General features: G+C 36.0%; 2 protein-coding genes. Both read right to left on the bottom strand.

Annotation, left to right across the window (positions count from 1 at the left end):
- Positions 1-3,881 (bottom strand): hypothetical protein (locus tag HN894_17930; GenBank protein MBT7145206.1); only part of this gene is annotated, 3,881 nt, incomplete at its 3' end.
- A 285-nt stretch (positions 3,882-4,166) separates the two neighbouring features.
- Positions 4,167-5,924 carry a tetratricopeptide repeat protein gene (locus HN894_17925; protein ID MBT7145205.1) on the bottom strand — a complete coding sequence of 586 codons (1,758 nt, stop codon included), beginning with the start codon at positions 5,922-5,924 and terminating at the stop codon, positions 4,167-4,169.
- Positions 5,925-6,000: the final 76 nt, after the last annotated feature.

Genomic DNA, 6,000 nt, shown 5'->3' with positions numbered 1-6,000 from the left:
TGACTCACATAAGTTTTAAATTTTGTATCTTCAAAAGGTTCTTCATTGTTGTCATAGAAAAGTTTTCCGCCACTATAACCATTTCCTGTTCTGATTGCCATTTCCCAGTAAGTACCACTTACTTCAACCGCAAAGGTGTATTGTTGCGAACTGGAAACAGATACCGGTGAAGAAAATGAAAAAGTAACATAAGCCGAACCTGAATTATTTCTGCTAACAGAATTTGATGTCCCAAGCAAAGTTCCATTATCACCTTCACCTGAATATAGCTTCATTGTGAAAGTTCCAACAGAATTTCCATCGTCCCAAACTTCGATTTTACCAATGTATCCGGTTTGTCCGGCAGTAAACGATTGCCAAAATAAGCTTGGTTCATTAAAATCATCAGGGGCGTAATCATTAAGCTGATCTGCTGTTTCATTATAGTATCCTGCTTCTGTTTGGATATCAAGTATTCCGTCAGGCGTGCTTGTACCGATGCCAATATTTCCACCATTTTCGATAAAGATTCCATCTCCTGATGCTTCCTGAATGCTAAGCCCGGTTGTTGAAAATCCCCCGAATTCAATTTTCCTGTTTTGCGGATCAATATCTATGTATCTTCCGGCATCTTCTTTTACTCGGAGTTTTGCATTATCATTCTGAACGTGAAGAGGAGCTTCCGGTGAAGTAGTTCCGATACCGACATTTCCCGAACTTCTATAAATATCTCCTGAGTTTTCTGTCCAATTGGTTATAGTATTATCCGCCGACCAGCTAACACTTCCACTTCCGTCTGTTTTTAGAAATTGTCCATTTGTTCCATCTGTTGAAGGAAGTGTATAATCCCCAATTTTAACAGCTCCGTTTACTTCAAGTTTTTCGGACGGGGAAATTGTTCCAATGCCTACATTACCGGAACTTCTATAAATATCTCCTGAGTTTTCTGTCCAATTGGTTATAGTACTGTCTGCCGACCAACTAACATTTCCGCTTCCATCGGTTTTAAGTAATTGACCGATGGTTCCATCTGTTGAAGGAAGTATATAGGCCCCAATTTTAACAGCTCCATTTACTTCAAGTTTTTGCGAAGGGGTTGTTGTGCCGATGCCGACATTTCCTGAATTTCGGTAAATGTTTCCTGAGTTTTCTGTCCAATTGTTTGTATTATTATCGGCTGACCAGCTCACATTTCCGCTTCCGTCTGTTTTTAGAAATTGCCCGATGGTTCCATCTGTTGAAGGAAGAGTATAAGCCCCGATTTTTACTGCTCCGTTTACTTCAAGTTTTTGGGAAGGTGTGGTTGTTCCGATACCTACATTGCCAGAACTTCTGTAAACATTACCACTATTCTCTGTCCAATAAGTTAAGGTATTGTCTGCTGACCAGCTAATACTTCCACTTCCGTTTGTTTTAAGAAATTGCCCGTTTGTGCCATCTGTTGAAGGAAGTGTGTAAGCTCCGATTTTTATAGCTCCGTTTACTTCAAGTATTTGCGATGGAGATGTTGTACCGATACCTACTTTTCCATTAGTAATAGTCAAACCGTGTACTGAATTGGTCGGAAAAACTCCATTTTGAGTCCCGTCTCCTGTATAAAAATCAATAGCATTATTTGCCGATGTTGAACTATGTCTGCTACGGATAAAATGAGAATAATCATCTGTATTATTATAACCAAATGCAATCTGAACATAGTCGTTTGCTCCGCTACTATTATCACCTCCATCAAGTTTGAGTATTCCAATCGAATTTGTACCGGTAATTTCCAGTTTTGTTCCGGGATTTGAAGTTCCAATACCTACATTACCATCAGACTGTATCCTCATATGTTCTGTATATGTGCTACCATCATCAGACCTAAAAATTGTATGACCATCTCCAAATTGAGCATCTCCAGTAATATAATTGATACCATTTGTATTAGGCAAATGGGAAACTGACCTGCCATTACTATTTTCTATTCTTATTCCACCAACAGAAGAATTATTCCCGTCAATATGTAATAAAGAAATCGGCGAATTTGTTCCGATACCCACTTTACCATCAGACTGTATCCTCATATGTTCAGTGGTATTGCCTCCCTCAAACGATCTGAAAATAGTATGGCCACTACCTGTTTCACCATCTCCTGTAATATAATTATTTCCATCAGAATAATGGAACCATGTATCTGCATTTCCATTTTCATTTTCGATTAATAATCCTTTTACAGAAGAGTTGCTACCTTTTATATTTAATAATGCAGCAGGAGAGGTAGTTCCAATCCCTACTTTTCCATTTGTAATGGTCATGCCATGCGTTGCATTTGTTGGAAATACTCCGTTTTGAGTTCCGTCTCCAGTGTAAAATTCAATTGCGTTATTTGTAATGGAAGAGTTGTGTCTAGTTCGGAGGAAATGAGGATAATTGTCTGTACCATTAAACCCAAAAGCTATTTGTGTATAATTGCCTGAACCGCTTTGACCATCTCCTCCATTAATTTTTAGTGTTCCTTCTGTAGCTAATCCGGCAAGTTCCATCTTTGTTCCTGAGCTTCCTGAACCAATTGTTGTTTTTCCATTCTCATCTATCACCACCGCTTCAGTACCGGCTACATCAAAACGGATATTATCCTCATCGGCAGATTCTTCTACTTGAATTTTGGTGTCACCATCTGTATCCTGCACACCGGTTGATATTATATTTTCATCTGCCCAGCTAACACTTCCACTTCCATCTGTTTTTAGAAATTGTCCGTTTGTGCCATCTGTTGAAGGAAGTGTATAATCCCCGATTTTAACTGCTCCGTTTACTTCAAGTTTTTGGGAAGGTGAGATTGTTCCGATACCAACATTGCCATTGTTATGAACAATAAAAGAGTTAGGTGCAGTGTTGAATGAACTGGAAACATAGGTTTTAAATCTTAAATCACTAGTTCGTAACATTCCATCCCAATAAGCAGTCCCACCTGAGTATGGATTTGAAGTTTTAAAGCAAAAACCCCAATACGAACCACTTTTTTTGTAAAGACAGAATGTATATTGCTGGCCAGAGGTTACTGGTATAATATCATTAAACCTGAAAGAAACATATCCACTACCTCCATAGTTACTAACAATATAGGAAGTACCAAGCAAAGTGCCCCCTTCACCCTGTCCTGTATAAATTTTCATTTCAAATGTCCCACTTGTATACCCATCATCATGTAACTGGACATTTGACAAATAGCCTGTAATTCCTGCTGTAAATGATTGCCATAATTTATTGTATTCACCTGAACTTCCACTTTGTGAAGTTTGAGATTGGTCCAGGGTTTCGCCTACATATTCAGCCTCCTGAAATATATCTAAAATTCCGTCAGGGCTTGTTGTGCCAATTCCCACCCTTGCATTTTCATCAATCACCATAGCTTCGGTACCTGCCACATCAAAACGAATTTTATCCTCATCGGCAGATTCTTCTACCTGAATTTTGGTGTCGCCATCGGCATCTTCCATTCCTGAGGTTGATGCTCCGATTTCGACCCATGCGGTGCTGTTGTAGTACCAAAAACTTTGGGTGTCGGTGTCGTAAACCATCAGGCCCTTGTCGGCGTTGGCATCGGGGGTCATTGCTGTTCGTTGGGCTGTGGTGAGCCGTGGAATTAGGATGCCTTTGTCGTTGCTGCCCGGTTTTAATTCGAGCAGGGCGTTGTTGCTGGTGGGCGTGTAGTTTTCGTCGTCGGTTATTACTACGTTTTGTGAAAACGATACATTAGAAAATAGAAAGAATATTATTAACAAAGTAAGAATTTTACTTTTTTGTTTTTTTTCCATCTCTCTGATTAGCTTTTTCAGGGCTTCATTTTTTTGTTTGATATTTACAATCAAAGTTTCTATTTTTTTTTCTTCGATGCTCATGTTGTCTTTTTTAGTATCCATAACATTATTTTTCAGCGAAAATACTTCAGGCAACAGGGCGAAACCAAATTTTTCACTACGCAAAAACTTGTTATGCCGTGTTTTTTTACTACGTATAAAGTAAGTATGCGAATATTAAATTGCAGTTTGTTAAAGAGTTATGATTTCGATAGCTATCGGAAGAATTATGAATCAAGAGTTGAAAATGGGATATAGAGAAGTTTTTATTTTACTTTATTGTTACTATTTCACCACACATTTTGTCACTTCACACTTTGTCAGCCTGTCACAAATTCCACTATTCCACTAAAATTTCATCAAGTAATTCACAAGGTTAGTTTCAGTGTTGAGCCTCATTTTTTTGCGAATGTTTGCTCTAAGTTTTTCAACAGTGCGTACACTTTTGTTCGTTAGTAATGCGACTTCTTTGCTCGACATGTTTAGGCGAAGGAAAGCGCAAGTTTTTATTTCTGTGGGAGTAAGTCCGGAATGTTTTTTGTCGAGCTTAACATAAAAATCGTTGTGAACTTTTTCGAAACGGGTTTCAAATTCGTTCCAAGCATCCTGTTGTATATTAAATTCTATCTCTTTGATTATTTCTTTTAATTTTTGCGCGCCGGTTTTATCGATATGTAGCAGGCATTCTTTAATTTTTAAAATAATTGTTTGAGACAAATTGTTTAGGTTCACCAAATGGATTGCATTAGTTGTAAGCTCTTTGTTTCGAAATTCGAGCCTGTTTTTAAAGTTTTCGGTTTCTTTTTCGGCAGATATTCTTTTCTGGCTTAGATATTTCCGTCTTTGCCAAAAATTTACAATCACAAAAAATAGCACCACCATCAGGAAAGCCATTGATAGAATAAGGAAATTCTGTACAGAATTCTGATTTTTCTTTTCGAACTTCAAGACTTCGATTTCTCTTTCTTTTTTTTCTGTTTCGTAGCTTACCAGTAGTTTATTGAAATTTTCGGTATTAACTTTTTCTTCAATTTGCTTTTCCAATTCGGCTTGTTTTTTAAAATAATGCAAAGAAGAATCAAGTACTCCGGTTTTTTCAAATACTTCAGAAAGATTCAGGTAAATTTTCTGTTTTTCTTTTATAAAATCCTTGTTTCTATAAAAAGAGAAAGCAATCTTGTAGTTTTTGATTGACTCCTTGAAATTATTGAATTTCATGTAGCTTTCTCCAAGAACACGATAGGTTCTTGCAATGCTGAAAGTATCTTTGAGTAATTCAAAAGTTTTTATAGAATTATTGAAATGGATAACTGCATTTTTCAGATCGTTTTGGTCTAAAAATAATCCTCCAATATTGTTCGATATTTTTGCTGCATAATTCATATTATTTGTCAGCTTTGCCATTTTTAAGGCTTTCTGATAATATTCCAACGCTTTTTCATATTGTTTTTCTGCTTTAAAAACCATACCCAAATTGGCATATGCTGCATTTATCCTTACAGTATCTTTTATTTCGCTTGCCAATTCCAGTACTTCTCTGAAATATGCATTAGATTGTTCAAGGTCAATTACTTTTGTATGATAGAATAAACCAATGTTTGTATATAAAATACATTTTAGGATTTTAGCTTTCTTATTGTCGGCATTTGTTTTTAAAGCTTCTTCTAAAAAAATTTCTGACTCAAGATAATAATACAATGCACTGTCAATCTGATGATTTAAAGAATAATTCACTCCAATCAAATTTAAAATATATCCCTTTCTTGTACTTGGATTTACTTTTATATCAATCTTTAGTGCTTTCTTTAAAGTTATGATTGACTTCTCGAAATTTCTAAGGTTTTTATCGCAAAAGGCAATCAATATGAGCGACTCTACTTTTTGCATATTGTCTTCAGACTTTGTTGCAATTTCGAATAACTTTGTTGCAATTTCTTTAGATTCTTGCGGATTGCTATAGAGTAGTTGTTGTGATTTCTTTGTCAGAATTTTAATCTGCGTAGTGTCCGCTAAGTTTCTTATTGCTGATGTCAAACTATCAACATTAATTGCATTGACTTCTAAGAATATCAATAATCCTGATAAAATTAATAAAATATTCCTCATAATAACATATGCTTAATCTTAACAAATATAAGAAATGTATTTGAAGAGCAAAAATTTAAAATGAGTAAACATTTTT

The sequence above is a fragment of the Bacteroidota bacterium genome (assembly GCA_018692315.1).
GTDB lineage: Bacteria > Bacteroidota > Bacteroidia > Bacteroidales > JABHKC01 > JABHKC01.
Note: the sequence above shows the minus strand (reverse complement) of the source record. Positions and strands in the feature narration are given on the sequence as shown.

Coding starts and splice junctions, on each gene's coding strand:
- HN894_17925 (MBT7145205.1), bottom strand. CDS start 5,924: ATGAGGAATATTTTATTAATTTTATCAGGATTATTGATATTCTTAGAA.